General features: G+C 69.2%; 23 protein-coding genes. 9 read left to right on the top strand and 14 right to left on the bottom strand.

All coding sequences use genetic code 11. The features are described from left to right. Position 1 precedes the first annotated feature (1 nt). The gene (locus JOF29_RS27545) at positions 2–757 is read right to left on the bottom strand and encodes a S1 family peptidase (RefSeq protein WP_209697326.1); all 756 of its coding nucleotides are present in this window, start codon (positions 755–757) and stop codon (positions 2–4) included. Positions 758–989: 232 nt separating this feature from the next. On the opposite strand from JOF29_RS27545, the gene glgX reads away from it, so the two are divergent. The 5 genes from glgX (at position 990) to JOF29_RS27570 (ending at position 8685) form a co-directional block, all read left to right on the top strand. After that, the gene (gene glgX, locus JOF29_RS27550; RefSeq protein WP_209697327.1) at positions 990–3101 is read left to right on the top strand and encodes a glycogen debranching protein GlgX; all 2112 of its coding nucleotides are present in this window, start codon (positions 990–992) and stop codon (positions 3099–3101) included. Continuing rightward, positions 3098–5491, top strand: coding sequence for a malto-oligosyltrehalose synthase (gene treY, locus JOF29_RS27555; RefSeq protein ID WP_209697328.1), 2394 nt, complete (start codon positions 3098–3100; stop codon positions 5489–5491). Before glgX ends, treY begins: the two co-directional genes overlap by 4 nt. Position 5492: 1 nt before the next feature. Then, positions 5493–7229 carry a malto-oligosyltrehalose trehalohydrolase gene (gene treZ, locus JOF29_RS27560; RefSeq protein ID WP_209697329.1) on the top strand — a complete coding sequence of 579 codons (1737 nt, stop codon included), beginning with the start codon at positions 5493–5495 and terminating at the stop codon, positions 7227–7229. Between the two features lie 159 nt (positions 7230–7388). Continuing rightward, positions 7389–7589 carry a hypothetical protein gene (locus JOF29_RS27565; RefSeq protein ID WP_209697330.1) on the top strand — a complete coding sequence of 67 codons (201 nt, stop codon included), beginning with the start codon at positions 7389–7391 and terminating at the stop codon, positions 7587–7589. 271 nt (positions 7590–7860) lie between these two features. Then, entirely contained in the window at positions 7861–8685 is an 825-nt protein-coding gene (locus JOF29_RS27570) for an SAM-dependent methyltransferase (protein WP_209697331.1), read from the top strand. On the opposite strand, the gene JOF29_RS27575 is transcribed toward JOF29_RS27570, so the two are convergent. From JOF29_RS27575 to JOF29_RS27605, 6 genes are all read right to left on the bottom strand, one after another. Beyond that, positions 8675–11275, bottom strand: coding sequence for a GNAT family N-acetyltransferase (locus tag JOF29_RS27575; protein ID WP_209697332.1), 2601 nt, complete (start codon positions 11273–11275; stop codon positions 8675–8677). The genes JOF29_RS27570 and JOF29_RS27575 overlap by 11 nt on opposite strands. Positions 11276–11617: 342 nt before the next feature. Then, positions 11618–12253, bottom strand: coding sequence for a TMEM175 family protein (locus JOF29_RS27585; protein ID WP_209697333.1), 636 nt, complete (start codon positions 12251–12253; stop codon positions 11618–11620). Between the two features lie 34 nt (positions 12254–12287). Beyond that, positions 12288–13787 carry an arabinosylfuranosidase ArfA gene (gene arfA / locus JOF29_RS27590; RefSeq protein ID WP_209697334.1) on the bottom strand — a complete coding sequence of 500 codons (1500 nt, stop codon included), beginning with the start codon at positions 13785–13787 and terminating at the stop codon, positions 12288–12290. A gap of 76 nt (positions 13788–13863) precedes the next feature. Further along, positions 13864–14868: a LacI family DNA-binding transcriptional regulator gene (locus tag JOF29_RS27595; protein WP_209697335.1), complete on the bottom strand. Its 1005-nt coding sequence runs from the start codon at positions 14866–14868 to the stop codon at positions 13864–13866. Positions 14869–14913: 45 nt separating this feature from the next. Then, a complete protein-coding gene (locus tag JOF29_RS27600; protein ID WP_209697336.1) occupies positions 14914–15126 on the bottom strand; it encodes a hypothetical protein in 213 nt (70 codons plus the stop codon). Positions 15127–15175: 49 nt separating this feature from the next. Then, positions 15176–16216, bottom strand: a complete 1041-nt coding sequence (locus JOF29_RS27605; protein WP_209697337.1) for an aldo/keto reductase — start codon at positions 16214–16216, stop codon at positions 15176–15178. A gap of 143 nt (positions 16217–16359) precedes the next feature. Between JOF29_RS27605 and JOF29_RS27610 the strand changes: the two genes are divergently transcribed. Both JOF29_RS27610 and JOF29_RS27615 read left to right on the top strand, forming a co-directional pair. Next, on the top strand, positions 16360–17394 hold the full coding sequence (locus JOF29_RS27610; protein ID WP_209697338.1) for an aminotransferase class V-fold PLP-dependent enzyme: 1035 nt from the start codon (positions 16360–16362) through the stop codon (positions 17392–17394). A 19-nt stretch (positions 17395–17413) separates the two neighbouring features. Then, the gene (locus JOF29_RS27615) at positions 17414–17842 is read left to right on the top strand and encodes a MerR family transcriptional regulator (RefSeq protein WP_209697339.1); all 429 of its coding nucleotides are present in this window, start codon (positions 17414–17416) and stop codon (positions 17840–17842) included. A gap of 34 nt (positions 17843–17876) precedes the next feature. Here JOF29_RS27615 and JOF29_RS27620 read toward each other — a convergent pair whose 3' ends face one another. The 4 genes from JOF29_RS27620 to JOF29_RS27640 all read right to left on the bottom strand — a co-directional run bounded on the left by JOF29_RS27620 (position 17877) and on the right by JOF29_RS27640 (position 20947). Next, positions 17877–18353: an SRPBCC family protein gene (locus JOF29_RS27620; protein ID WP_209697340.1), complete on the bottom strand. Its 477-nt coding sequence runs from the start codon at positions 18351–18353 to the stop codon at positions 17877–17879. Positions 18354–18476: 123 nt separating this feature from the next. Beyond that, positions 18477–19706 carry a molybdopterin molybdotransferase MoeA gene (locus JOF29_RS27625; RefSeq protein ID WP_245359506.1) on the bottom strand — a complete coding sequence of 410 codons (1230 nt, stop codon included), beginning with the start codon at positions 19704–19706 and terminating at the stop codon, positions 18477–18479. Positions 19707–19905: 199 nt separating this feature from the next. Further along, positions 19906–20139, bottom strand: coding sequence for a hypothetical protein (locus tag JOF29_RS27635; protein WP_307863731.1), 234 nt, complete (start codon positions 20137–20139; stop codon positions 19906–19908). Further along, positions 20081–20947, bottom strand: a complete 867-nt coding sequence (locus JOF29_RS27640; protein WP_209697343.1) for a D-alanine--D-alanine ligase family protein — start codon at positions 20945–20947, stop codon at positions 20081–20083. The genes JOF29_RS27635 and JOF29_RS27640 overlap by 59 nt, the downstream gene beginning before the upstream one ends. A 346-nt stretch (positions 20948–21293) precedes the next feature. Between JOF29_RS27640 and JOF29_RS45560 the strand changes: the two genes are divergently transcribed. Then, a complete protein-coding gene (locus tag JOF29_RS45560; RefSeq protein WP_209697344.1) occupies positions 21294–21833 on the top strand; it encodes a CGNR zinc finger domain-containing protein in 540 nt (179 codons plus the stop codon). On the opposite strand, the gene JOF29_RS27650 is transcribed toward JOF29_RS45560, so the two are convergent. From JOF29_RS27650 to JOF29_RS27660, 3 genes are all read right to left on the bottom strand, one after another. Continuing rightward, positions 21774–22487, bottom strand: a complete 714-nt coding sequence (locus JOF29_RS27650) for a GNAT family N-acetyltransferase (RefSeq protein WP_209697345.1) — start codon at positions 22485–22487, stop codon at positions 21774–21776. The genes JOF29_RS45560 and JOF29_RS27650 overlap by 60 nt on opposite strands. A gap of 36 nt (positions 22488–22523) precedes the next feature. Next, the gene (locus JOF29_RS27655; RefSeq protein ID WP_209697346.1) at positions 22524–23669 is read right to left on the bottom strand and encodes an ROK family transcriptional regulator; all 1146 of its coding nucleotides are present in this window, start codon (positions 23667–23669) and stop codon (positions 22524–22526) included. Positions 23670–23830: 161 nt separating this feature from the next. After that, positions 23831–24523, bottom strand: coding sequence for a GAF and ANTAR domain-containing protein (locus JOF29_RS27660; RefSeq protein WP_209697347.1), 693 nt, complete (start codon positions 24521–24523; stop codon positions 23831–23833). Positions 24524–24632: 109 nt separating this feature from the next. On the opposite strand from JOF29_RS27660, the gene nhaA reads away from it, so the two are divergent. Further along, complete coding sequence (gene nhaA, locus JOF29_RS27665; protein WP_209697348.1) at positions 24633–26513, top strand: Na+/H+ antiporter NhaA; 1881 nt, start codon at positions 24633–24635, stop codon at positions 26511–26513. Positions 26514–26589: the final 76 nt, after the last annotated feature.

A 26589-nucleotide genomic window follows, 5' to 3' on the forward strand; every position in this document is an offset into this window, starting at 1 on the left:
TTCAGTGTTGCAGCAACGCTTCAGCCACGGGCGCGATCTCGGCGTACACGCCAGGCTCGCCCGGCTGCGCGCAGCCCTGTCCCCAGGACACGACACCGAGCAGGCGGCCGTTGAGGACGAGCGGTCCGCCCGAGTCGCCCTGGCACGCGTCGGTGCCGCCCTTGAGGTAGCCGGCGCAGATGTTGGTGGCGGCGGTGTACCCGTTGGCGACGTAGCTCTTGTTGGCCAGGCACGTCTTGTCGCCCAGGTCCGGTACTGCGGCCTTCTGCAACGTCTCGTCAGGCCCGGTGTCCTGCGTGTCGCCCCAGCCGTACACGGTCGGTACTGCGCCCGCCGCGTCCGCCCGGACCCGCGTCTCGAGCGGCAGCACCGGCACCCCGGTGAACGGCTTCGCCAGCGTGAGCACGGCGACGTCGTACCGGTTGTTCTTCGTGTTGTACCCCGGGTGGATCCACACCTTGCTGATCGTCGACACCCGTCCCACTGAGCTGTCACCGAGGTCGGCACGGCCCTGCACCGCGTAGTACGTCGAGGTCGCCTCGTCCATGCAGTGCGCCGCGGTGACGATCTTGTCGGGCTTGATCAGCGTCGCGCCGCAGTACCGCCCGCTGGACGACTCGGACTGCGTGGTGTTCAGCGCGATCGCCCACGGAGCCTCGCTGACACCGGTCACCGTGCCGCCGACGATGCACGGCTTCGCCCCAGCCGTGAGGGTCAGCAGGCCGGCAACGACGAGTACGCCCCGTGAGAGTCTCATCGCTTTAGGTTAGCGAACAACTGGACCCTGCAGGCTACGCGCCCGCGGTCCAGCCGGCCGGCCTTGTGCGCCGGGTCCGGAAGGCCGACCGCTCGCTCACGGTTAGCGGAGCTGTGAAGGATTTGGGACGTTATAAGTCTTGCGGCTTCCTGCAAGGCCCTGCTCTGTGAATTCTCGGAACTGAAACACCCGGGTGTACGGCGAACCGGTCCGGGGTGGCTACTGTCGTCAGGTGCAGAAATGGCCTGGTCGTCCTTACCCTCTCGGTGCCACGTACGACGGCTCCGGGACGAACTTCGCGGTGTTCTCGGAGGTTGCCGAACGAGTTGATCTGTCGCTGCTCGGCGACGACGGAACCGAGCAGCTGGTGCAGCTGACCGAGGTGGACGGGTTCGTGCACCACGCCTACCTGCCGGGCGTACAGCCGGGCCAGCGGTACGGGTTCCGGGTGCACGGGCCGTACAACCCGTCCGAGGGTCACCGCTGCAACCCGTCCAAGCTGCTGCTGGACCCGTACGCGAAGGCGGTCGACGGGCAGATCGACGGCGACGAGTCGCTGTACAGCTACCGGTTCGCGAAGCCGGACGAGCTGAACACCATGGACAACCGCGAGCACACCATGCTCTCGGTGGTCACCAACCCGTTCTTCGACTGGGGCAACGACCGCCCGCCGGGCCACGCGTACCACGAGACGGTCATCTACGAGGCGCACGTCAAGGGCCTCACCAAGACGCACCCGGCCCTGCCGGAGAACATCCGCGGCACGTACGCCGGGATCGGGCACCCGGCAATCATCGAGCACCTCAGGGAGCTCGGGGTGTCCGCGATCGAGCTGATGCCGGTGCACCAGTTCGCCCAGGACGGGCACCTGCAGCAGATCGGCCTGTCGAACTACTGGGGCTACAACACGATCGGCTTCTTCGCGCCGCACAACGCCTACGCGTCCACCGGGACCCGCGGGCAGCAGGTGACCGAGTTCAAGACGATGGTGAAGGCGCTGCACGAGGCGGACATCGAGGTGATCCTCGACGTCGTCTACAACCACACCGCCGAGGGGAACGAGTTCGGCCCGACGCTGTCGTTCAAGGGCATCGACAACGCGGCGTACTACCGGCTCGTCGACCAGGACAAGTCGCACTACTACGACACCACCGGCACTGGGAACAGCCTGCTGATGCGGCACCCGCACGTGCTGCAGCTGATCATGGACTCGCTGCGCTACTGGGTCACCGAGATGCACGTGGACGGTTTCCGCTTCGACCTCGCGGCCACGCTGGCCCGCCAGTTCCACGAGGTCGACCGGCTGTCGGCGTTCTTCGACCTGGTCCAGCAGGACCCGGTGGTGAGTCAGGTGAAGCTGATCGCCGAGCCGTGGGACGTCGGAGACGGCGGCTACCAGGTGGGCAACTTCCCGCCGCTGTGGACCGAGTGGAACGGCAAGTACCGCGACCAGGTCCGGGACTACTGGCGGGGTGAGAAGTCCACGCTGGCCGAGTTCGCGTCCCGGCTGACCGGATCGTCCGACCTGTACCAGGACGACAGCCGCCGGCCGTTGGCGAGCATCAACTTCATCACCGCCCACGACGGCTTCACGATGCGCGACCTGGTCTCGTACAACGAGAAGCACAACGAGGCGAACGGCGAGGGCGGCAAGGACGGCGAGAGCTTCAACCGCTCCTGGAACTGCGGCGTCGAGGGTGCGACCGACGACCCGGAGGTCCTGCGGCTGAGGGCCAAGCAGGAGCGCAACTTCCTGACCACGCTGCTGATCTCGCAGGGCGTGCCGATGATCGCCCACGGCGACGAGCTCGGCCGGACCCAGAGCGGGAACAACAACGTCTACTGTCAGGACAACGAGCTCTCCTGGATCGATTGGCAGCTGACCGAGCCGCAGAAGCACCTGCTCGAGTTCACCCGGTCGCTGGTCAAGCTGCGCAACAATCACCCGGTACTGCGCCGCCGCCGGTTCTTCCACGGTGACACCGGGATCGACGGCCTCGGCGACCTGGTGTGGTTCAACCCGAACGGCACCGAGATGCAGAACGGCGACTGGCAGCGCGACGACGCCCGGGCGATCGCGGTGTTCCTGAACGGCGACGCGATCTCCGAGCCGGACCCGCGCGGCGAGCCGGTCGTCGACGACTCGTTCCTGGTGCTGCTGAACGGCAACTTCGAGCCGGTCGACTTCCTGCTCCCACCGGAGGAGTACGGCGAGACCTGGACAGTCGCAGTCGACACGACGACGCCCACGGGCACCGGGGACGCGGCCCCGCACGCCGCCGGCTCGACGGTCCAGCTGGAGGCCCGGAGCACCCTTGTCCTGACACGGTCGAGGCAGGCATGACGCAGGTCCCGCAGGCCACCTACCGGTTCCAGCTCCGCGCCGAGTTCGGATTCGACGACGCGGCCGAGATGGTCCCGTACCTGGCGAACCTCGGGGCCTCGCACGCCTACCTGTCGCCGATCCTCCAGGCGGCGCCCGGTTCCACCCACGGGTACGACGTGGTCGACCACAGCCGGCTGTCCGAACCGATGGGCGGCCGGCCCGCGTTCGACCGGCTCGCGGCCCGGCTCGCGCAGTACCGGCTCGGCGCGATCGCGGACGTCGTACCGAACCACGTCGCCGTACCGACTCCGGAGAGCCTGAACAAGGCGCTGTGGTCGGTGCTGCGGCTCGGGCCCGGCTCGCAGTACGCGGAGTGGTTCGACGTGGACTGGGGCGCGGGAGACCAGCCGTTGCTGATGGCCGTGCTGGGCCAGCGGATCGGCAAAGTGCTGGCCGACAACCAGCTGGCGGTCGACGACGACGTACTGCGGTACTACGAGCACGAGTACCCGCTACGTCCGGGGACCCAGGCCCTGCCGCTGGAGGAGCTGGTCACGGCGCAGTGGTACCGCCTGGCGCACTGGCGGGTCGCGGACGAGGAGCTGAACTACCGGCGGTTCTTCGACGTGGACACGCTGGCCGCAGTACGGCAGGAGGTGCAGGAGGTCTTCGACGCCACGCACCAGTTGCTGCTGGACTTGCTGCAGGAGGGGAAGCTCAACGGCTACCGCATCGACCACCCGGACGGCCTGGCCAACCCGCGCGAGTACTTGCGCCGGCTGGCCGAGCGGACCGGTGGTGCGTGGGTCGTAGTGGAGAAGATCCTCGAAGGCGACGAGGAGCTGCCGAGTGACTGGCCTTGCGCCGGCACCACCGGGTACGACGCTCTGCTGCGGGTCGGGGGTCTCTTCATCGACCCCGCGGGCGCCGCACCGCTCGCAGCACTCCACTCGGAGCTCACCGGAGCACCTGCCGACTTCGGTCGGGTTGTGGAGGAAGCGAAGCGTGAGGTCGTCCAGCAGGGGCAGTACGCCGAGGTGCATCGCCTGGTCGAGCTACTGGCCCGCATCTGCCAGGACGACGTACGGCTGCGTGACCACACCAGGAGGGCGTTCCACGAGGTCATCGCCGAGTTGCTCGTCCACTTCGACGTCTACCGCGCGTACGTCGTCCCTGGCGAGGAGGCGCCGCCTGCAGCGGTGGCTGGCATGGAGCGGGCCGCCGAGAAGGCCCGGGCGAATCTCGACGAGGACCGGCAGGCCACGCTGGACCTCGTACTGCATCTGCTGCTCGGGCGGGAGACCAGCACGATCGACGAGCAGGCGCGGGCCGAGCTGATCGTACGGTTCCAGCAGACGTGCGGTCCGGTGATGGCCAAGGGCGTCGAGGACACCGCGTTCTACCGGTGGCTGCGGCTCACGTCGCTCAACGAGGTCGGTGGCGACCCGGAGCACTTCGGGGTCTCGCCGGAGGAGTTCCACGCGTACGCGTCCCGTCTGAACAAGCACTGGCCGAAGACGATGACCACGCTGTCCACGCATGACACCAAGCGCTCAGAGGACGTGCGGGCTCGGCTGGGCGTGCTGTCCGAGCAGCCGGCTGCCTGGTCGGAGGCGGTGCGTGAATGGCGCCGCTTGGCCGACGACCACCGGAACCCGTCGCTGGACGGCAGTACGGACTACCTGTTCTGGCAGACCCTCTTCGGCACGTGGGACGACGGCCCGCTTGCTGAGGACCGCATGCAGGCCTACTTGCTGAAGGCGGTCCGTGAGGCCAAGCAGCACACGTCGTGGACCTCCCCGGACGAGGAGTACGAACAGACCGTCGCGGCCTTCGCCAGCGCAGTACTGCAGGACAAGGCGGTGTTGGACTCGGTACGGCGGTTTGCTGACCGGCAGGCCGACTACGTGCGTGCGGCAACGCTCGGCCAGAAGCTGGTGCAGCTGACGATGCCCGGCGTGCCGGACGTGTACCAGGGGACCGAGGTGGTCGAGCTGTCGCTGGTGGACCCTGATAACCGGCGGCCGGTGGACTACCAGCAGCGCATCGAGCGGCTGCAACGGCTGGACGAAGGAGGCAAGCCGGACGACCTGTCCGACGAGAAGCTGCTTGTCACGTCCCGTGCGCTCCGCTTGCGTCGGCAGTACCCGGAGGCGTTCGCCGGTAGCTACACGCCGCTGCCGACGTCCAACGGTCACGCGGTCGCGTTTGCCCGTGGGGACGCGGTCATCACCGTGGCGACCCGGCTGCCGGCCGCACTGCAGCGACTGGGCGGCTGGGGCGACAGCACAGTGGTACTGCCCAGCGGCCGGTGGAAGAATGTGCTGACCGGTCGGGAAGTCGCCGGTGCTACGCGCATCGACGACCTGTTGACGGACCTGCCGGTCGCTTTGCTGGTCAGGAGCTGAGATGCACACGTTCCGCGTCTGGGTGCCGGAGGCAAGCAACGTAGACCTGGTACTGCGGGACGGCGTGCTGCCGATGCGGTCCGGCGACGAGGGCTGGTGGGAGCGGCAGGTAGCAGAGGCCCACCACGGCACCGACTACGCGTACTCCGTCGACGGCAGCGACCCGCTGCCCGACCCGCGCAGCCCGTGGCAGCCGGACGGTGTCCACGGGTTCAGCAGGGTCTTCGACGCAGACCGCTACGAGTGGACCGACGAGAGCTGGACAGGGCGCGACGTACAGGGTGCTGTCTTCTACGAGCTGCACATCGGTACGTTCACGCTGGAGGGCACGCTCGACGCGGCTGCTGAGCACTTGGACTACCTGGCCGTGCTCGGCGTGGAGGTGGTCTCGCTGATGCCGGTCGCCGCGTTCCCCGGCGTCCACGGCTGGGGGTACGACGGTGTGGACCTGTACGCCGTGCACGCGCCGTACGGGGGACCGGAAGCCCTGCAGCGTTTCGTAGACCGCTGTCACGACGCGGGGCTCGCCGTGTGCCTGGACGTGGTCTACAACCACCTAGGGCCGAGCGGGAACTACCTGGGGAGCTTTGGCCCGTACTTCACTACGCGACACGACACCCCGTGGGGGCCGGCGGTCAACCTGGACGACACCGGCAGCACAGAGGTACGCCGGTGGGTCTGCGACAACGCCCTGCGCTGGTTCCGCGACTTCCACCTCGACGCGCTGCGGCTGGACGCCGTACACGCGCTGGTTGACGACAGCCCGGTGCACCTCCTCCAGCAGTTGTCTACTGAGACTGCTGCACTGTCCAGCGAGCTAGGGCGACCTCTTGGCCTGGTAGCCGAGTCGGACCTCAACGACCCGCGCACTGTCGAGCCGGTGGCGCAGAGTGGGATGGGGATGACCGCTCAGTGGAGCGATGACTTCCACCACGCGCTGCACTCACTGCTGACCGGGGAGCGGTTCGGGTACTACGTGGACTTCGGAGATCCCGCGGTGTTTGCGAAGACCGAGACGAAGGTGTTCCTGCACGACGGGACGTATTCGACGTTCCGGCACAAGTTGTGGGGGCGGCCGGTCGATCCGCGGACGCATCGCGGCGGGCAGTTCCTCGCGTACACGTCGAACCACGACCAGATCGGCAACCGCGCGCTCGGCGACCGCCCGGCGCTGACCCCGGGACAGCTCGCGATCGGTGCCGCGCTGGTACTGACGTCGCCGTACACGCCGATGCTGTTCATGGGCGAGGAATGGGGCGCGTCGACGCCGTGGCGGTTCTTCACGGACTTCCCCGCCGACACGGAGCCGGCGCTGGCGGAGGCGGTACGGACCGGGCGGCGGCGGGAGTTCGCGGAGTTCGGGTGGGACGCGGACGAGATCCCGGATCCGCAGGATCCACAAACGTGGCGCAGTTCGGTCCTCGACTGGTCGGAGCCGGACGAGGCGCCGCACCGCGACGTACTGACGTGGTACCGGCATCTGCTGACCTTCCGGGCCCGGATGCCGGAGCTGCGGGACGACTCGCTGGAGTCTGTCGGGGTGGCGTTCGATCCGGGCGGGGCGTGGCTGGTGGTGAGCCGGGGCAGCTTGCGGGTGGTGGCGAACCTGGCCGCGGAGGACGCGGTGGTGCGGGTCGATCAGGTGCCGGAGTACCTGGTGATGGCGTTCGGTTCGGCCGAGGTGACGGCGGACGGCGTGTGGTTGCCGGGTCACGGTGTCGCGATCGTCGCCGTCTAAGAGTTTCCAGCAAGTGCACGTTTGTGGGTGAATCCAACAGAAGTGGGCGTTCGAGCGTGTTGATCCGTGGTTATTTCCGGAATCGCTTGTCTGGCGACGTACTCGTGACGGACTGTGGATGAGCCAGCAGGGGAACGGGGGAATTATCGGGAGGTCCGGATGACAGTCGGAGGCGTCGACACCTACTACGACTACGAAGAAAAGCAGTGGAAGAGCCGGAAGCTGGGCGGTGGCCCGATCCACCATGGTCCCGTCTGCCCGGCCCCACGCACCCCAGACCACGTGGTGCACGACCCCGCGATCCACGACCGCCGGCTGTCCGCCCGCGACCACGACGTACCGCAGCACACGCTGAACTGACAACCCACCGGTGACAGGGCCCGCCAGACCAGGTCACCAGCCGGGTGCGAACGTACGCCATCTCAGGGGTTGACCTCTGAGATGGCGGTTTCGCATGCCGTGCGGCAACCCACGCCCCCAGAGGTCAAGCACGCGACCTACGATCCCGGGAGGCGATGGGATTTTGATGATGCGGGAACTGGCATCGGCGCGAGACAGGCCGGGCCGGGAGCGATGTAGTTTCCGGGTCGCATAGAGTGACAGCTGTCGCGACGAGGAAGGATTGTGCGCCATGGCCGATGCAGACGAGCGGGTGACGGAGCACGCGCCGTACCCGGGCTTCGACATCACCAAGCCGAGTATCGCCCGGACGTACGACTACCTGCTCGGGGGGAAGGACAACTTCGCCGTCGACCGTGCGTTCGGCGACCGGTTCATCAACGAACTGCCCGGCTCCCGGGTGATCGCGTACGACAATCGCGGTGCGCTGGTCCGCGCGGTGAACGAGATCGTCCGGTCGACGCCGGTCCGGCAGTTCGTCGACCTCGGCAGCGGCCTGCCGACCGCCGACAACGTCCACCAGGTCGCGCAGCGGTTCGCTCCGGAGACGAAGGTCGTGTACGTCGACAACGACCCGATCGTGCTCGCCCACGGCCGCGCGCTGCTCGCCGAGAACGCCAACACCACCGTCATCCAGGCCGACCTGCGCGACCCGAAAAGCATCTTCGAGAACGCGGACACCCTCCGCCTGATCGACTTCGGCGAGCCCGTCGGCGTGATCTTCAGCGCCACCCTGCATCACGTCAACGACGACGAGGACCCGGCCGGCATCGTCGCGTTCTGGAAGGACCGGATCGCGCCCGGCAGCCACGTCTTCATCAGCCACTTCCGCAGCGAGAACGACCCCCGCAGCCAGGAGCTCGAGCAGGTCCTGCAGGGCTCCCTCGGCCGTGGCCGCTGGCGCACCGACGACCAGATCCTCGCGCTCTTCGGTGACGGCTTCACGATCCTCGAGCCCGGGATCGTCCCCGCCGTCCAATGGCGCAACGACGAAGAACCCGACGACCTCACCGACTACCAGCGCCTGATCGCCGCCGTCCTCGCCGTCAAGAGCTGAGTCCGCGCCCCGGACGCCGTTTCCGGCGGAAGGCGAGCTGCGCCGTCTTGGTGCTGCCGTCCGGGTGGACGATCTTCGCCTCCGGGCCGAGGGCGAAGCCGCTCCGCTGGAAGCGAGCGATCGCGGGGGTGTTCCGGACGTCCGGGTCGACGACGATCCGTGGATTGCCGAGGTGCTCGAAGATGAACGCGATCAGCACCTCGATCAGCCTCCCGGTGAAGCCGGACCGGGCCTCGCCGGGGGCGATCAGCAGGTGTACGCCGAGATCGCCCGCCTCGACGTCGTACGCCGCCCCCACCGGATCCGCCTGCGGGTCGTACGTCTGCAGCAACGCCACCGGCACCCCGTCCAGCCGTACGACGTACACGTGATGCGTCGGCACCGAGTCCAGGAACCGGTAGATCTCCGCGATCTCGTCGCGGGACAACGACTGCATGCCCCAGAAGACCGCGCGCTCCGCCGTCACCCACTCGTGGATCAGGTCGAGGTCGCGCTCCGGATCCGCCTCCTCGATGCGGACCGTACCGAAACCGTCGACGGTGTGCTCGTGGCCGCGGTCCTCGCGAGTGACCTGGTCGTCGACGGGCGCGAGGGAACCCTGCAGCCAGAGCGGGAGCTGGTCGTGATGGTGTGGATCGCCGAGTACGCCGGACGCGCCGAGCGGGACGATCCAGCTGCTGGCGGAGCGATCCGCGAGGTCCCACGCGTACCGGGCCGCCGAGGCGCGGATCGACACGTCCGTCAGCCCGGGAAGGCTCGACGTGGACATCACGCAATGGTGATCGCCGGACAGCCCGAGGTCGAACGGCTCCTCGGACGGCGCGAACACCGGGCCGCGCAACGCGTGCAGCGGCGCGAGCTGGTGCGTCTCGCCCCACGGCGGGCGCGGGCTGTTCGCGGCGACCTCCTCCAGCGCCTCGCGGGCCAGCCAGGCGATGTTGACCTGCGGGACCAGGTCCGTGGCGAGCAGGTTCTCGAGCGCGTACGAGACGTGCGCCAGCGGGTCCATCCACGGCGTGAAGATGTCCGCCACGTCGGGGTTCTCGAGCATCGTGAAGTGGTCTGTGAGCCGCGAGACGAGCGCCTTGCGGATCGCGGCGTACGACGACGCCGTCGTGCTCGTCGCGTCCATGTGGCGGTCCCACCCGAAGAGTTCATTGCGGAGGGCAACTGCTTCCGACGACAGGCCGTCGAGGTCCGTGAGCAGGTCGAGGACGGAGCCCGCCGAGCCGAGGTACGTGTCCCGGTGGATGCTCGGCATGTCGTCGACCGACCAGTCGCGGCGAGCGTTCACCAGCTCGCGGATCCGGTCGGCGCGGTGCGGTGCCGCGAACTCGACACCGAGGTCTGCGGCCAGCTCACGCGCGTTCGCCATCGCGACCGGACCGTCCACGTCGGCGCGCGGCATCGGCGTGTGCCAGCCGTCCCACTCGTGCCCGGGTTCCCAGGCTGGTACGACGCGCAGCATGTTGGCGCGGGCACGACGCGGTACGACGCCGGCGGCCCGGTGCAGCAGGCCGCCCGCGGTGTCGGCCGCGAGTACGACGTTCACCGGCTCCACCCAGTCGTCGAACGCCGCGTCGACGTCGGCCACGGTGGTTGCCCGCAGCAACCGAGCCATCACCTCGAACCCGAGCTTGCCGGTCACCCGGGGCGGATACCGGAGCGAGATCGCCTTCCCGTCCTCCGGCCCCGTGATCACCGGTCCGCGGTCGGTCTCGATCACCTCCAGCTCGACGAGATCGCCGCCCGCCACCTCCACCACCTCGGTGTGCGCGGTGGCCGGCTTCCATCCGTCCGGGCCGAGCGCTTCTACACGTGTAGCTGTCCGGCGGAGCTGCTCGGCGTACAGGTCCTGGTAATCGGACATCGCGTTGGTGATCGCCCACGCGACCGTGCCGGTGTGGCCGAAGTGCGCGAGGCCCGGGATGCCCGGGACGGCCAGGCCGAAGACGTCGTACTCGGGGCAGGTGAGGCGGAGCTGCTGGTACACGCCCGGGTTCTCGATGTAGCGGTGCGGGTCGCCCGCGACGATCGGCTGACCCGACGCCGTGTGCGTGCCGGGGATCAACCATCCGTTGCTCCCGGAGCCGTGTGGGCCTTCCGACGAGAAGAGTTCGAGCGCGTCGTCACCGAGGACCGACGCGACGTGCGTCCGCCAGAGCTTCGACGGGAACCCGGCGAACAGGATGTGCACCGCCAGCCAGATCCCGAGCGGTGCCCACGGCTCCCACACCTGCGGCGCCAACCCGGTCTCTGCGAACTCCGGCGCCCGCCGCGCCCCGCCCGCCAGTGCGTGGTTCACTCCGTCGACGTACGCCGTGACCCACTCCTGCGTCTCGCCGTCGAGCGACTCGAAGCATCGCCGCGCCGTGTCCGCGAGCCGCGCCTGCCGGGCGAAAACGTCCCACCCGACCGCCTCCGCCCCGAGGAACGCGGCACTCGTCCCGAGACACCGCCGCCGGTCCAGCTCGATCTGCCAGGCCCGGTCGCGGGCGGCGTTCACGCCCTGCAGATACACCAACGCGAGCGGATCCCCGGCCTGCAAGTGCGGTACGCCGTACGAATCCCGGAACACCCTCGCGTTCACAACATCGCCCCCATGTCGATTCAAGTTAGGCTCGGCTAACTTCCTCGGCACCAATAGTAGGGTGCCGCGTGTGATCACCACGCTCGACGTTACCGACCGTCCGCTGGCGGCGCGGTTGCTGGCGGTTCAGCATGCTGCGTACGCCGTGGAGGCCGAGCTGATCGGGTTCGACGGGATCCCGCCGTTGCAGGAGGATCTACACGAGTTGATGGCCTCCGCGGAGCACTGGCTCGGGGCGTATGACGGGGCGCTGCGGATCCGCCAACCTCCCGGCCGTGAACCTGTACAAGTCCCGCGGGTACGCCGAGACCGGCCGCATCGAAGTTGCCCCCGGCATCCACATCACGCAGTTCCGCCGCGGGTCCTGACCTGCTCGAACCCGTAGTACAGCGCCAGCACGAACACGATCACCAGCGTGAGCTGCGGCGAGACGAACGAGAACCCGATCGTCGCCGCGTAGATCACCGTGCCTACCGAGTAGCGCACCAGAGACTTGCGGATCTCGGCCTTCGACATCGTGTGCTCGACCAGGTGGTGGCGGAGGACGTACCACCAGATCAGGCTGAACGCGATCGCCGCCAGCGTCAGCGTCGCGCTGTAGACCGCGGCCGCGACGTGCCCGTTGCTCGTCTTGTCCTCGAGGTGTTCCGCGAACAGGCTGGTCGGGAACGGCAGCAGCGTCACCCACAGCAACAGCAGCAGGTTGAGGAACATCAGCCCGCGGTCCGCGCGCTGGATCTGGCGGAACATCGAGTGGTGGTTCACCCACATGATGCCGAGGATCGCGAAGCTGGCCAGGTACGCCGCGAACTGCGGCCACTCGTTCAGCAGCGCCGGCCACAACCGCTGGCCCCCCTCGAGCTTCGGAGCGTGCAGCTCGAGCACGAGGAGGGTGATCGCGATCGCGAAAACGCCGTCACTGAAGGCTTCCAGCCGTGCGGTCTCGGCGAGGTCGGGCTGCTCAGACGGATTGGTCACGGGCCATAGTCTGAGCCATGGGGGTCGACCGAGGTCACTGCGTCAGCGAAATCGCCGTCCAGCTGATCGCCGGCAGGGTGATCGTCAGCTTGCCGTCCGCCAGCCGCGCGGACTCGAACGGCTGCGCGGTGACCCGGTCGGGTGCGGTCGCCGTGTTGGTGGCGTTCGGGTCGTCGTCGTGCACGATGACCGCCTCGTCGATCGCGGTCGCACCGGTCCGGCTGACGTCGATCGTGACCTCGACCGGCCCGTCGCCCGAGCGGTTCACCGCGAACAGCGCGACCCGGCCCTCGTCGTACGTCGCGACCGCGTCGACGGCCGGTACGTCGCCGTACCGGGCGGTGCTGACCGTGGGGGAGTCGGTCTCGATCCGCAGGACCTGACCGGCCGCGAGCCTGGAGGTGATCGCGAACGGGTGGAACGTCGGCTGCCGCCAGGCCGCGCCGCCCGGCTCGGTCATGATCGGCGCGATCACGTTCGCGAGCTGCGCCAGGCAGGCGACGCCGACCCGGTCGCTGTGCCGCAGCAGCGAGATCAGCAGGTTGCCGACCACAACGGCATCGGTGACGTTGTACTCGTCCTCGATCCGCCGCGGCGCCACGTCCCACTGGTCGCCCGGTCCGTCGGTGCGCCGCGAACGGTCGCCGTACCAGACGTTCCACTCGTCGAACGAGATGCTGATCTTCTTGCTGCTCTTGAGTTCCGCGCCGACGTGGTCGGCGGTCGCGACGACCGAGTCGATGAAGTGGTCCATGTCCACCGCGGACGCCAGGAACGACGCCGTGTCGCCGTCGTCGTTGCCGTAGTACGCGTGGCAGGAGATGTAGTCGACGAACTCGTAGGTCTCCCGCAGGACGTCCCGCTCCCAGGTCCCGAACAGCGGCATCTTCGACGAGGACGACCCGCACGCCACCAGCTGCAGGTCCGGCTCGATCATCCGCATCGCCCGCGCGGTCTCGGCCGCGAGCCGCCCGTACTCGGCCGGCGTCTTGTGCCCGACCTGCCACGGCCCGTCGAGCTCGTTGCCGAGACACCAGAGCTTGATCCCGTACGGCGAGGCACCATGTGACACGCGTAGATCGGACAGCGTGGTCCCGTCGGGGTGATTGGTGTACTCGAGTAGATCGAGCGCCTCCTGGACGCCGCGGGTGCCGAGGTTGATCGCCATCATCGGCTCGACGCCGGCCTTGGCGCACCACCTGCTGAACTCGTCCAGGCCGAACTCGTTGGTCTCGACGCTGTGCCAGGCCAGGTCGAGCCGCCGCGGGCGCTGGTCGCGCGGGCCGACGCCGTCCTCCCAGCGATAGCCGGACACGAAGTTTCCGCCGGGATACCGGACCACGGAAACGCCCAGCTCACGGGTCAGTTCCAGGACGTCTTTCCGGAAACCGTCCTCGTCGGCGGTCGCGTGGCCCGGCTCGTAGATGCCGGTGTAGACGCACCGGCCCATGTGCTCGACGAAGGTGCCGAACGTCCGCCGGTTGACCGGCGCGACCACGAAAGCAGGATCCAGAGTGAGGCTGGCAGAGGTCACGGGCGCATCCTTCTACATCGGTGTACTACATCGGTGTAGAAGATCATGCTGGCAGCCCTCGCTCCAGGTCAAGAGGTCAGTTGCGGGTGGATTCGCGCAGGTGCAGCTCGTACGGCGCGACGATCTCGGCCGGGGGTCCGTCGTCGCCGCTCAGGCGGCGGACCAGCAGGTCGACCGCGGTCCGCGCGATCTGGATCCGCCCGGCGTCGACCGTGGTCAGCGCCGGACTGCTGAACGCGGACTCGTCGATGTTGTCGAACCCCGCCACCGCGACATCCTCCGGCACCCGCATCCCACGCCCGATCAACGTCCGCATCGCGCCCAAAGCAAGCAAGTCGTTCAACGCGAACACGGCGTCGAACTCGACCCCGCGCTCCAGCAGCTCCTGCACCGCATCCGCGCCACTCGACCGCCGCCACGCCCCACCCGGTACGGCCAGCTCCGCCACCACCGGTACGCCGTACTCGGCCAGCGTCGACGTGTAAGCGCCGTACCGGATGGCCGCGGTGCCGACCTGCTCGCCCGGGCGGACGCCGATCACCGCGATCCGCCGGCGGCCCTGGTCGAGCAGGTGCCGGATGACCGCCTTGGTGCCGTCGACGTTGTCGATCATCACGTGGTCGACCGGGCCGTGGAAGATCCGCTCGCCGAGCAGCACCATCGGCGTCGAGGTCTTCAGCTCGTCGACGTCCTCCGGGCCGAGACCGAGCGGGCTGTAGAGCAGGCCGTCGACCAGGTGACCGCGCGGGCGGGCGAGCGCGGACAGTTCGCGTTCGCGGTCGGCGCCGGTGGTCTCGATCATCACGGTCAGGCCGTGCTCGCCGGCGGCCTCGATGGTGGCGTCCGCAAGCTCGGCGAAGTACGGGTTGCTGAGCTCGGGGACGGCCAGCGCGATCACGCCGGTGCGCCCGGACTTGAGGTTCCGGGCGGAGATGTTCATCCGGTAGTCGAGCGCGTCGATCGCGGCGAGCACCTTGGTCCGGGTCTCCTCGCGGATGTACGGGTATCCGTTCATCACGTTCGACACGGTCTTCGGCGACACCCCGGCCGCGCGCGCGACATCACGCATCGTCACCGCCACGGCGTCACCATGGGCGCCACGGTAGTGCACCTGAAGTCGAGTGAGTTACGGCGCGGGATCGGGAGTCGCGTCCTGGTCCTCGTGTGCCGGGCGGCGTGGAGGGTTCGGCTGCGGGCCCGCGGACGGGCCGCCCGGGTGGTCCGGGATGTCGGGCTCGTCGTTCTTGGTGAGTTCGATGCCCTCCTCGCGGAGGGTGTCGTCGATCGCCGGATCCATCTCGTGACCGGGATGCGGCAGACCGGGCCTGTCGAAGCTCATGACACCCTCCCTGACGAACTGTTGGCTGCCACCCACGATACGAGGAGCGTCAGCGATCGGACAGCGGGCGGCGCCACTGGCCGACGTCGGTGATCGACTGCGGTTGCCAGGCGGCGTCCGCCCGATACAGGTCGGTACCGGGCGGGACGATCTCGTCGATCCGGTCCAGTGTTTTGTCATCGAGAGTCAGGTCGGCGGCTTTGATCAGCCCGTCGAGCTGCTCCATCGTCCGCGGCCCGGAGATCACCGACGTGACCGCCGGGTGCGACGTCACGAAGGACAGCGCCAGCTCCGGCAGCGTCGTACCGATGCCGTCGGCAACTTCGATGAACTGCTCGACGGCGTCGTACTTCACGGCGTTCGCGGGCAGCGTGGGGTCGAAGCGCTCGGGGGCGAGCGCGGCGCGACCCGACGTCATGTCGATCGGCTGGTTCTTGCGGATCTTCCCGGACAGGAAACCGAACGCCAGCGGGCTGTAGGTCAACACGCCCATCCCCAGTCGCCGGGACGTCGGCAGCACCGACCGCTCGATGCCGCGGGCCATCATCGAGTATGTCGGCTGCATCGTCCGGAAGCGCCCGTACCCGCGCCGGTCGGCCACGTGGTACGCCTCGACGATGTCCTCGGCCGGGAACGCCGAGCAGCCGAACGCGCGGATCTTGCCGGCGCTGACCAGGTCGCTGAGCACCCAGAGCGTCTCCTCGATGTCCGTGGTGTGGTCCGGCCGGTGGATCTGGTACAGGTCGATCCAGTCGGTGCCGAGGCGACGCAGGCTGTCCTCGACCGCGCGGGTGATCCAGCGCCGCGAGTTGCCGCTCCGGTTCCGGCCCTCGGTGAACGGGAAGTGCACCTTGGTCGCCAGTACGACGTCGTCGCGGCGGTCCTTGAGCGCCTTGCCGACGATCACCTCGGACTCGCCCGCCGAGTACATGTCCGCGGTGTCGACGAAGTTGACGCCCTGGTCCAGGGCGGCGTGGATGATCCGGACGCAGTCGTCGTGGTCGGGGTTGCCGACCGCGCCGAACATCATCGCGCCGAGACAGTGCGTGCTGACCTCGATCCCGGTCCCACCCAGCGTGCGGTAACGCATCTCCGTAGCTCCTTCGTGTAGGTCCCCCGAACGCTAGGAGCTAGACCGCTGTCTAGGTCAACCCACTTTGAGAAGCCACCAACCGTTTCCGGGCCGGAAACCTGGTTGGTGGGTTCTCAAAGCGGGGTCCGTAGGGTGGGGGGATGGAGATCGCGGAGTTGTGGGATGCCGAGCCGGGGTGGTTGAACACGGCGTCGTACGGGCTGCCGCCGCGGCCGGCGTGGGAGGCGTTGCAGGCGGCGCTGGGGGACTGGCGGGTCGGGGCGACCAGTTGGGAGCCGTGGGACGAGTCGACGACCCGGGCGCGGGAGTCGTTCGCGCGGCTGGTCGGGGCGCAGGCTGCGGACGTGTTCGTCGGGAGCACGGTGTCGGCCGCGGTGGCGCCGATCGCGAACGCGTTGCCGGACGGCGCGAAGGTGCTGACCGACAACGTCGAGTTCACGTCGAACGTGTTCCCCTGGCAGGTGCACGCCGACCGCGGCGTCCAGGTGGTCGCCGTACCGTCGGACGAGCTGGTCGCGGCCATCACGGCGGGCGTCGACGTCGTCGCGGTCAGTGCCGTGCAGTCGTCGACCGGCGACGTCCTCGACCTGCCCGCGGTAGTTGCCGCGAGCAAGCAGATCGACGCGCTCGTGGTGCTCGACGCGACCCAGGCGGTGGGCTGGCATCCGCTCACCGTGGACGGGGTCGACGCGCTGATCGCGCACAGTTACAAGTGGTTGATGTCGCCGCGCGGCGCGACCTTCGGGTACCTGTCGCCGCGGCTGCAGGAGCGCTGCCGTCCGTCCGCCGCCGGGTGGTACGCCGCACGCGACATCCACGGCTCGTACTACGGGCCGGCGATGGAGCTCGGCCCCGGGGCGCGGAGGTTCGACCAGTCGCCGTCCTGGTTCTGCTTCGTCGGGGCGGCACCGGCGCTGGAGCTGATCGAGCAGATCGGCGTCGGCACGATCAACCGGCACAACCTCGCACTCGCGAACGAGTTCCGCGCCGGGCTCGGGCTGCCGCCGTCGAACAGCGCGATCGTCAGTACGGAGCTGCCCGGCGCCCAGGAAGCGTTCGCCGCGGCGGGCATCCGGGCCGCCGTACGGGACGGGAAGCTGCGCGCGTCGTTCCACATCTACACGACGCGTGCCGACGTACAACAGGCGCTCTCGGCCTTGAAGCCCTTGGTCTAGTTCGGGGTTAAGGTGCCGTATGGGTGGACTGAGTATCGGGCAGGTGGCGGAGCGGACCGGCTTGAGTGTGCACGCGCTGCGGTTCTACGAGCGCGAGGGTCTGCTCGCCGATCAGGTACGGCGGGAGTCGAACGGGCGGCGCGTCTACACCGAGGACGACGTCGAGTGGCTGGGCATGTGCATCAAGTTCCGCTCGTCCGGGATGCCGCTGGACACCATCCGCAAGTACACGGACCTGGTCCGGCAAGGGCCGGGCAACGAGGCGGACCGGCTCGCTCTGCTGAAGAGCCACCAGGACTACGTGAGCGCGCAGATCGCCGAGCTCAACGAATGCCTGAACGTGATCACCTGGAAGGTCGACATCTACCAGCAGCACGTCGACGCAGGTACGGCCGACTGTCTCTGGACAGCTCCCTCGGCACAGACGGAGAAGAGCGAGGCGTCCTGATTCGGGAGCACGTCGGACGTGCTCCCAACCAGTGTCAGAGGGCCGACTCCATGGCGGCGAGGGTCTTTCGCATGTTGGTGGCCAGTTCGTCGAGGCGTCCCTGGATGATCTCCGCGGCGCGGTCCGGGTACTTCACCACACCCATCCGTAGGCCGCTGTCGCCCGGGCCGTGCGTGAACGTCTGCCGGACGAGGGTCGCCTCGCCGCGGTCCTCCAGCTCGTAGGCCCAGTTCGCGAGCGGGAACTCCTCGCCGCCGTACACATCCCAGCCGAAGCGCTTCGGCTCCTCCAGGACGGTGACCGTGCAGGTCACGTACGTCTCGAACCCGTTCGGGAAGCGGTTCCGCGCCTCGAAACGGGCGCCCGGCTCCAGCCACGCGCCGTAGTAGCACTCGGGGCTCCACTCGCCGTACCGCTGGATCGCGGTGATCCCGGCCCAGACGGTGCGGGCCGGCAGCTGCATCAGTACCTCGACACCGGTGGTCGCACCGGTCACTCCGTAATCGTTCACGCCTCCGCCTCGCTGCGCTCGGCTCCGGCCTGAACGACAAGGTCGGCTCTGCTGTCTGTTCGCTCGCTGCGCTCTCTCATGCCCGGTACGTCGGACGCGCCCGGAGGGCCTCGACATTTTGCGTCAGAGGATCCACGGGCGGGCTCCGGGGTCGATCGGGAGCAGGCGGGCGGCGATCGCCTCGGACGGGCCCGGGGCGACGACGGCGAGGGCGTCGGCGACCGCCGGGCCGCGGAGCATGGCAGCCCCGTCGTGGCCGACCGGTACGGCGCCCTGTGCGGTGAGGCGGATCGGGACGAGGCGGGTGTTGGTGGGGTGGCAGGTGATGCCGCCCGGTACGGCGATGTTGGCAAGCGTGGCGAGGGGGAGTCCGCGCATGCGGGTGATCGCGGCGACGCCCAGGGTCAGGAACGCGACGAGCGCGGCGTGCGGGTTGCCCGGGAGGCCGAGGACCAGGCGGCCGTCGGGTAGCTGGGCGAGCGCCTGCGGGTGACCCGGGCGGCAGGCGACACCGTCGACGATCAGGTCGGCGTCGAGTTCGGTGAGCACGGCGCGGAGGTGGTCGGCGGGGCCGGACGCCGAGGAGCCGGAGACGAGGACGAGCTCGGCCTGGGTCTCCTTCAGGGCCTTGACCAGGGCGTCGCGGTCGTCTCGCAGGTGCGTGAGCGGTCCGTTGCGGGCGCCGGCGCGGGTGATCAGGCCGGGGAGCATCGGGCCGATGGCGTCGCGGATGCGGCCGGGGGAGGACGGGCCGCGGTGGACGAGTTCGTCGCCGGTGATGACGGCTGCGACTGTGGGTGGTGGGACGACCGTGAGCCGGTTGAGTCCGACGGTCGCGGCGAGCCCGAGCACGGCCGGGTCGACCACGATCCCCGCCGGGAGCAGCTGGTCGCCGGGCTTGCACTCCTCGCCGGTACGCCGGATGTGCCGCCCTTCCTTCGCCGGCCCCTCCAGCCGGTCGCCGCTCACGACCGCATCCTCCGACCGTACGACGCAGGTCGCCCCCACCGGCACGGTCGCGCCCGTCACAATCCCGGTCGCCTCGCCGTCCTCCAACGTCCCAGGCTCCGCGACCCCTGCCGCTACATGCCCGACGATCCGCCAGGGCCCGTCCCCGCGTACGGCGTACCCGTCCATGGCCGACCGATCCACCGCCGGCACCGCCACGGGCGCCACCAACGGCGTCCCCAGCACGCACCCGTCCGCATCCCCCAGCCCCCGAGAAGCCACCACTCCCGGCCGCGCCACCGCATACGCCAACTGCCGAGCCACATCCCACGCCACAGCATCCCGCCGCCTGCGCACGTCAATTCCCCCGGGCCTGTCCTCCACACACCCACCCTCTCCAACCATCCCCCCATTGTCGAACCAACCCCGCCCAGCGGGTGTGGTTGATGTTGTGTGCCCAGCGCTCGCTGTCTCGCCCGGGGTGGGGTGGGTCTTGGGGTGTGGAGTTGTTGCGCGGCTAGGGCTGCGGGAGGGGCGAGGTCTGTGGCGCCGGAGTTGGCGTGGTTGATCAGGGCCTGTTTCATGCGGGGGTCCCAGACCGCGTTCATGTGGTTGGCGATGGCGGTGGCGGGCTCCGCGAGGGAGCGGTGGGCGAACTGCGCGGCGATCTCGTTGGCGGGCCGGACGTGCGTCGGAACGCCGCCGCCCATCGGTTGCCCTCAGCAACTACCGTCCGCCCCACCCGGCTGGACAGCGTGATCACGTCGCCGTCGGTCACCTCATGCACCTCGGCGTCGTGCGGATAAATCTTCAGCACGTCCTCCGGATGCCACGCCACGTTCGCCGTACGCCGCGTCTGCGCTCCGACGTTGTACTGCGACAGGATCCGCCCCGGTCGTCAGGATCAGCGGGAACTTCCGCGTCGACCGCTCCGACGTCTTCACGTACACGGTGTCCATGAACCGCCCCTTGGCGCGGGTGAACTCGTGCATGATCGGCGTACCGTCCGGATGCTCGGCCTCGCACAGCCATTGGATCGACCCGAGCTCGTCCAGCTTCCCGAACGACCCTGCACCGGGCAGTTCGCGGGCCCGGGGACCGGGTTGGGGTGGATTGCCTCCCGGAGCGGGTCGCGATCCTCCCCAAGGCGGCTTTTCCGGGACGTTTGTGTGCACGTTCGACAGGTAGAGCACCGGCGAGACACCGTACGCGCGATCCCGATCACGCTCAGGTGCACTACCCGACAGGCCGACACCTCCTGTCGAGAATGCACGCCACCCCGGGTTGCAGGACCGGTGCGGCGGGTGGTGCGCTGGGGGCGGTTGGCCTGGGCTGTTATGTGAGGCTGTACGCCGGGCCGTAGGGTGTTCGGACGGTGCTTCGGGAACGCCCAGTAGCGGTCGCCGTACGACCAGGCCCGCGCAGAGGAGCACCTCGAAGGCCTCGATCGCCGTACGGCGCAACCGCGCCGCGAGCCCGGTATCGAGCGGCGCCGGTACGACGAACCGCGTGGCGCCGCTGTCGTACTTCGCGGCGGCGTTGAAGAACGGCTGCTCCGGATCCGGGTGGATCTCCAGCGCCGGCGCGGTCTCGATCCGTCCGTCGGGGAACTCCAGCACCGCAAGGTCGATCTCCCGGCCGACCATCTACCGCTCCACCAGGATCAGGTGCGGCTTCCGCGATCGCAGCGAGCGACGACGGAAGGTTCGTCGCGTGCTGCCCGTCCTTCCAGTTGCCCTCGGCATCGATCACCATCGGGATCGCCGGGTGGCCGAGCAGCTCGACCGCCTCCGCCGGTCCGGCGATCCCACGGGTTCGGGCGGTGGTGGGACTGGACGAGGTACCTGCCGATCGTTGTTGTTTCCGGCAACGATCGGCATCATCGGAGTGCGGACGGATGTCTGTCGCCGCCGAGGACGACGCTGGTATGACGCACCTCATCCCGGTGAATGAATTCACCCGGTCCGCCGAACTTTCCCCGATACTGGACCGGTGGAAGCCACCGATCACCTGAACGACTCGCTGACGGCCGCGATCGCGCTGGCGAACACCTTCGGCTCGGCGATGCGCCAAGGCCGCCCGGCCCGTGCTGCGGACGCCGCATCCGTCGACGCCGTACTGCGGCTGACCACGAAGCGCCCGCCGGCCGTCGACCCAAGCGACTACGCGGCCGGCGCGAAGACGCTGTACGACGCGCTCAGCACCCTGCCGGACGTCGACGCGGCCGCGGCGCTCGTGAACCTGCTGCTCCAGCAGACCAAGGCGGCGCCGCAGCTAACCCGCGACGTGGGCGAGCCGTGGCACCTGCACTTCGGCAACCCGGAGGCCGCGGCCGGCTGGCTCGCCGAGTTCGCGACCGCCGTCGCGATGCTGCTTGGGAGCGACGAACTGGAGCGGGTACGGCGCTGTGCGGCGGCGCGCTGCGACGACCTGTTCCTGGACTCGACCCGCAACCGCACCCAGCGGTTCTGCTCAACCGCCTGCCAGAACCGGACCAAGGTCGCTGCGCACCGGGCCAAGGCGAGCACCTGACGCCGTCACCATCGTCGCCTCGGCCGTCCAGCCGAGGCGACGGTACAAATGGAAACCGTCGGTGGTCGCCATCAACAGACCGGTCCGTGCCCCGCGTTCGATCCCTCGCCCGGCCAGCGCGCCCATCACCACACTGCCGAGCCCGCGCCGCCGGTGCGCCGGATCGGTCTGGATGTCGTGCATCACGGCATCCGATCCGACGATCGCCGCCATCCCGTGGGCCGCGACGGCGCCGTCCCACGTCAGCAGGTGAACGTACTCGAGCGGCCCATCGGACCCCAGCCTGAGCCGATAGCCGTCGCCCGCCTGCCCCACCTGCGCCCTCTGCACTCCCTGCGGGTGGGGCGGCGGGTAGGGGTGTGGGTGGTGCTGGAGGTCGATCGACATCAGCGTCTTCCGCTCGTCGAACGGCTCGACGCCCGCAGCCAATAGCTGACCCGCGACCCGGTCGCCGGTCTGTGTGGTCACCGTCAGCCAGGTCTCCTCCGGCAGGGACGACGCCAGCCGATCCACCGTCGCCGCGTCGTCGGTGCGGGTGAACAGTTCGCGGTCACGCCCGGGCAGACGCAGTACGGCGGCGTACGCGTCGGGGTACTCGATCACCGGCTCCAGGCCGCGGCAGAGCCGCCAGCCTTCCAGCCATCGCCTCATCATGCCGATGATTGTAACTGACTATCGCGAGATAGACAGTTACTCGATGCCGAGGACGAAGGTCTGGATCGCGACCACGGCCGCGCCCCGGGCCCATTCGCTGAAGTCGGCCGGCTGCAGCACCATCGGCAGCTCGGCGGCGGACGGGTGCCGGTCCGCGTGCAGGCCGGCCAGCAGCTCCTCGCGCGCGACCTCGGCGAGCCGGATGCCCTCGCCGCCGAGGACGACGAGCCCGGGCATCGTGAAGTTCGCGGCCGCGGCGATCAGCTTGCCGAGAGCACGACCCGCGCGCCCGACGACCTCGCGCGCGACCGGATCGCCCTTCGCCGCGAGATCGAGCGCCTCGTCGTACCCGACGCTCCGGCCCAGCGCCGTACCGAGCTGGCCGGTGATCGCGCCGACCGTGAGCAGGCTGAGCGCGCAGCCGCGGTGGCCGCGGTCGCAGAGCGGGCCGTCGGGGAGCAGCGGGTGGTGCCCGATCAGGCCGAGCGTGACGTCCGGGCTGTCCACGACCCGGTTGTGGACGACCAGCCCGTATCCGACGCCGGCGCCGATGGTGAGCAGGACGAAGCGGTCCGAGTTCCGGCCGGCGCCGAACCAGTGCGTGGCCTCGGTCAGCGAGGTCAGGTCGTTCGCGAGCACGATCGGGACGGCGGTGTGCGCGGCGAGGATCTCACCGAACGGTACGTCGACCCAGTTCAGGTACGGCCCCCAGCGGACCTCGGAGCGGTTCGCGATCCGGCCGCCGATCGAGACGCCGAGTCCGGTGAGCGCCCGGCCGCCGGGGACCTGGAGCTGCAGCTCGTCGGTGATCTCGAGGACCAGGTCCGCGACGGCGGACGGCGTCTGGTCGACGATCGGGCGCTCGACGCTGGCCAGGACGTCGGCGCGCAGGGTGGTCAGTACGCCGATCGCGGAGTCGCCGGTGAGCTTGATCCCGGCGAAGTGGTGCGCGGTCGCGTCCAGATCGAGCGGTTGCGACGGCCGGCCGACCCGGGAGTCGGTGGGACCGCCCTCGACCTCGACCAGCAGACCGGACTCCACCATCGGCTTCGTCAGCCGGGTGAGGCTTCCGGGCGACAGCCCCACGCGCCGGGACAACTCGGCCCGCGACAACGGCCCGTCCAGCAGGATCTCCAGCGCGACCTGCCGCGAGGGCCCCGCCAACGGCCGCCACTCACCCATTGCGCCAGCGTAACGTGGCAGCGTCGGCGGGGTCCGGGCTTGTGACGCCGAGACGTGACCCGGTCCGCGGTACTGGCCGCACAAGTCCCGGCGTCAGGCTCACCCCGCAGTATGCAACGGTTCGCCGCCGGTGGCTGCCGGACAACGGTGTCAGATTGCCGCTAGTGCGGGAGTCTGCGCGTATCGATGAGCTGCTGCGCGACGTCGCGCAGTTTGGTGTTGGTGTCCTGCGAGTACCGCTTGAGGATCGCGAACGCCCGGTCGCCGTCCACGTCGAAGCGCTCCATCAGGATCCCCATCGCCTGGCCGATCAGCTTCCGCGCGTCGACGGCCTGCGCCATCGTCTCCTCGTGCCGCGCGGACGCCACCGCGACCGACGCGTGCTGCGCGAGCACGTACGCGATCGCCTCGTCGTCGGCGGTGAACGCCCCCGGCTCGGCGCCGTACAGCCCGAGCACGCCGACCGTACGCCGCGGCGCGTCACCGGTCGCCAACGGTACGTCGAGCAGGCTCCGGATCGCCGGCGGCTCGGTCCCGAGCTCGGGCCAGCGTTCGTCGGTGGCGGTGTCGTGGATCAGGACCGCCGCACGTTCTCGTAAGGCCGTGATCAGCGGACCACTCTCCGTGGCGATCTGCCGCTCGTAGAACGCGGTCACCACCGGATCGGTCACGGCGGCGATCTCGGCCTGCGAACCACGGGTGTACAAGGCGACACCGGCATACGTGCAGCTCAACGCCTGCTGGGCGAACTGCACCACCGCGTCGATCGTCTCCTCGACACCAGGCGCGTCGTGCAGCTCGATCGCCAGCCGGGCGAAGGTATCCGCCGAGTTGGCGAGATCGGGCTCAGTCACTGGAATCTCCAGGGCATGGACTGCAGTCGGGCACCGCACATCATGCAGCCCGACGACCTGACAGTGTTAGCCGCCCCGAGAATCAAGGTCCTCCGCTTACAGTGTGCGTATGGCGGACGTGGCTGGTCTGTTGGGTGGGCGGACCGACTGGCGGCGGGAGTTTGCGGCGCCGTTGCGGGCGTTCCTGCGGACCGAGGCGGGGAGCTCGGGAGTTCTTGCGGCGGCGATCGTTGTCGCCCTGGTGTGGGCGAATGTGGCGCCGGGGACGTACGACGAGATCTGGCGGACCGAGTTGTCCGTTGGGCTCGGGCAGCAGCACCTCGGGCTGGATCTGCGGGAGTGGATCAACAGCGGGTTGATGACGTTGTTCTTCCTGGTGGTGGGGCTGGAGGCGCGGCGGGAGTTCGATCTGGGGGATCTGCGGGAGCGGAGCCGGTTCGTGCTGCCGATGCTGGCGGGGGTCGCTGGGATGGTCGCGCCCGTGCTGATCTACCTGGCGTTCAACGCGGGCGGTCCGGGAGCGCGCGGGTGGGGTGTCGCGATGTCGACGGACACCGCGCTCGCGCTCGGGCTGCTCGCGCTGGTCGGGCGTGGTGTGCCGGACCGCGTGCGGGTGTTCCTGCTGACGGTGTTCGTGGTAGACGATCTGCTCGCGCTGGTGGTGATCGCGGTCGTCTACAGCTCGGACGTCAAGCTGATGCCGCTCGTCCTCGCCGTGGTCGCGTTCGCCGTCGTTCTCACGCTGGCCCTGCTCAGGGTCCGCAAGTCTTGGGTGTACGTCGTTCTCGGCGTACTCATGTGGGCCGCCCTTCTGAAGAGCGGTGTCGACCCGGTGGTCGCCGGGTTGGCGATCGGCCTCACGGCGCCGGCGTACTCGCCCGGTCGTGAGGAGCTGGAGGAGGCGACCGGTCTGTTCCGGTTGTTCCGCGAGCAGCCGACCCCGGAGCTCGCGCGCTCCGCGACCGTCGGCCTGACCACGACGATCTCGCCGAACGAACGCCTGCAGTTCCTCTACCACCCGTGGACCAGCTACCTGATCGTCCCGCTGTTCGGCCTCGCGAACGCGGGCGTCACGATCGACGCCGGCTTCCTCGGCCGCGCGTTCAGCTCGCCGATCACGCTCGGCATCCTGCTCGGGTACGTCGTCGGCAAGCCGATCGCGGTGACCGGGGTGTCCTGGCTGCTCGAACGGGTCTCCGGCGGCCGGGTCCGCCCGGGCGTCGGCTGGGCGTCGGTCCTCGGCAGCGGCACGATCGCCGGCATCGGCTTCACGGTCTCGTTGCTGATCGCAACGATCGCGTTCGACGGTGCGCAGCTCGCCGAGGCGAAGGTCGGCCTGCTCTCCGCGGTGATCGTGGCGTCCGCGCTCACCTGGGCGGTGTTCCGCGCCGCGAAGCTGCTGTCGCCGCCGAAGAAGGCGCTGGCGCTGCTCGGGGAGGCCGAGCAGCTCCTCGACCTGACGGACCCGGTCGATCCGGAGCGCGACCATGTCCGCGGCCCGGAGAACGCATCGGTGACGCTGGTCGAGTACGGCGACTTCGAGTGCCCGTACTGCGGGATGGCCGAGCCGATCGTCCGCGACCTGCTGCAGGACGACGACCTGCGCTACGTCTGGCGGCACCTGCCGTTGTCCGACGTACATCCGCGGGCGCAGATCGCGGCGGAGTTCGCCGAGGGCGCCGCGGTGCAGGGTGCGTTCTGGGAGATGCACGACCTGCTGCTCGCGAACCAGGAGAACCTGCAGCCGAAGGACCTGATGGGCTACGCGGAACAGCTCGGTCTGGACACCGATCGGTTGCACGACGAGGTGAAGCGGCACGTGGCCGCCGCGCGGGTGGCGCAGGACATCGAGTCCGCGGACACCAGCGGCGTCTCCGGTACGCCGACGTTCTTCGTCAACGGGCAGCGTCACTACTGGGCGTACGACGTGGAGACGCTGAAGCAGGCGATCAAGGTGGCCCGCGCGCGGTCGAAAATCCGCCGTGGCTGAATCTTGATGTACTAGGGCATTCCTGCCACTATCGCCGGATCGTCCCGATGCCGGACGCTGGTGCCTCCCCGACAAC

Source organism: Kribbella aluminosa, assembly GCF_017876295.1.
GTDB lineage: Bacteria > Actinomycetota > Actinomycetes > Propionibacteriales > Kribbellaceae > Kribbella > Kribbella aluminosa.